This is a genomic window from Moorena sp. SIO3I6 (genome assembly GCF_010672095.1).
In genome coordinates this window covers 1-1,457 of sequence record NZ_JAAHHU010001284.1, presented here as the reverse complement: position 1 = coordinate 1,457, position 1,457 = coordinate 1, and the positions used below count along the sequence as shown (strand labels likewise).

2 protein-coding genes are annotated in these 1,457 nt (G+C 37.6%); both read left to right on the top strand.

Features of this window, described 5'->3' with window-relative positions:
• The first annotated feature begins 54 nt into the window (after window positions 1-54).
• On the top strand, window positions 55-951 hold the full coding sequence (locus F6K49_RS48595; RefSeq protein ID WP_293109866.1) for a glycosyltransferase family 2 protein: 897 nt from the start codon (window positions 55-57) through the stop codon (window positions 949-951).
• A gap of 6 nt (window positions 952-957) precedes the next feature.
• On the top strand, window positions 958-1,457 hold a 500-nt coding region (locus F6K49_RS48590), incomplete at its 3' end, for a polysaccharide pyruvyl transferase family protein (RefSeq protein ID WP_293109864.1).

Sequence of the window (1,457 nt, the reverse complement as noted above, 5' to 3'; positions counted from 1 at the left end):
TTAGCAAGTCGTTATTCAAAAATACTAGTTTTTATATTAATTATGTAGATAAAGATGAAAACTCCAGTTGCCTTCATAATCTTCAAACGACCAGATACTACTGAGAGAGTATTTGAAGTAATTCGCGAAGCCAAACCTCCCAAACTTTTTGTGATTGCTGATGGACCCCGTGCGGATCGACCAGGTGAAGCAGAAAAGTGTGCTGCAGCTCGTGCAATTATTGAGCGCGTCGATTGGGATTGTGAGGTTTTGGAAAACTACTCTGATGTAAATCTGGGCTGCTGTCAGCGAGTGTCAAGTGGAATAGACTGGGTTTTTAACACCGTTGAAGAAGCAATTATTCTTGAAGATGATTGTCTCCCCCATCCCGATTTTTTCCCATTTTGTGAAAATCTGTTAGAGCGATATCGAGACGATGAGCGAGTCATGATGGTTAGTGGGACTAACTTTCTAGGTAAATGGAAGTCTGATCGTCAGAGTTATCATTTCTCCTATTATGGTGGAATTTGGGGTTGGGCTTCTTGGCGAAGGGCATGGAATTATTATGATATCACTATGAGTCTTTGGTCAAATCCTGATATCAAAAATCGGATCAGGGATGTGTTGGCAAATAACGAGCATTACCAAGCCCGTAAAAAATCGTTTGATTCTACACTAAACGGTAAGTATGATGCTTGGGATTACCGATGGAGTTTTGCCAGACTTTCACAGTCTGGCTTATCAATTGTTCCTGCTGTTAACCTGATTTCAAATATTGGTTTTGGTGAAGGGGCAACCCATACCGTATCAGCAACTAGCCAACTAGCACAACTGAAAACCATAAGTCTTGATTTTCCGATAAATTATAACCAATTTACAGCTGTCGATAGAGATTATGACCACAATTATTTTCAAAATTTTATTAAACGCTCTAAATTCACTAAATTATTAAGCATTTTCAGATTTTCTTAAAAAACTATGAAAGTCATTTCCCTTTTAGATCCATCGATTTGCAGCTCTAACTTAGGCGATCAGATTATTATTGACTCTGTCGATAACATTATAGATACAACCTTTGATGAACCCCTATTAATTCGGATTCAAACTCAAGATCAAATTTCCAGTAACTCTTATAAATACATGAGGATGAGTGACATCAAAATTATTGGGGGCACAAATCTTTTATCATCGAAGATGAATTCCTATAAGCAATGGAAAGTTAATCTGTGGGATTCCCTATTTATTAATGACATTATTTTGTTGGGTGTGGGCTGGTGGAAATATCAAAAAAAGCCTAATTTTTATACAAGAGTTTTGTATAAAGTGCTGCTCAGTAATACCTATCTCCACTCGGTTAGAGATAGCTATACCGAGCAAAAATTAAAATCCATCGGCATCCCTAACGTAGTTAATACATCTTGCCCGACATTATGGACTCTGACAGAGGAACACTGTTCCAATATACCACGAAAAAAGTC

Excerpts from the sequence above, each read along its gene's own strand:
- F6K49_RS48595 (WP_293109866.1), top strand. The coding sequence starts at position 55 with ATGAAAACTCCAGTTGCCTTCATAATCTTCAAACGACCAGATACTACT.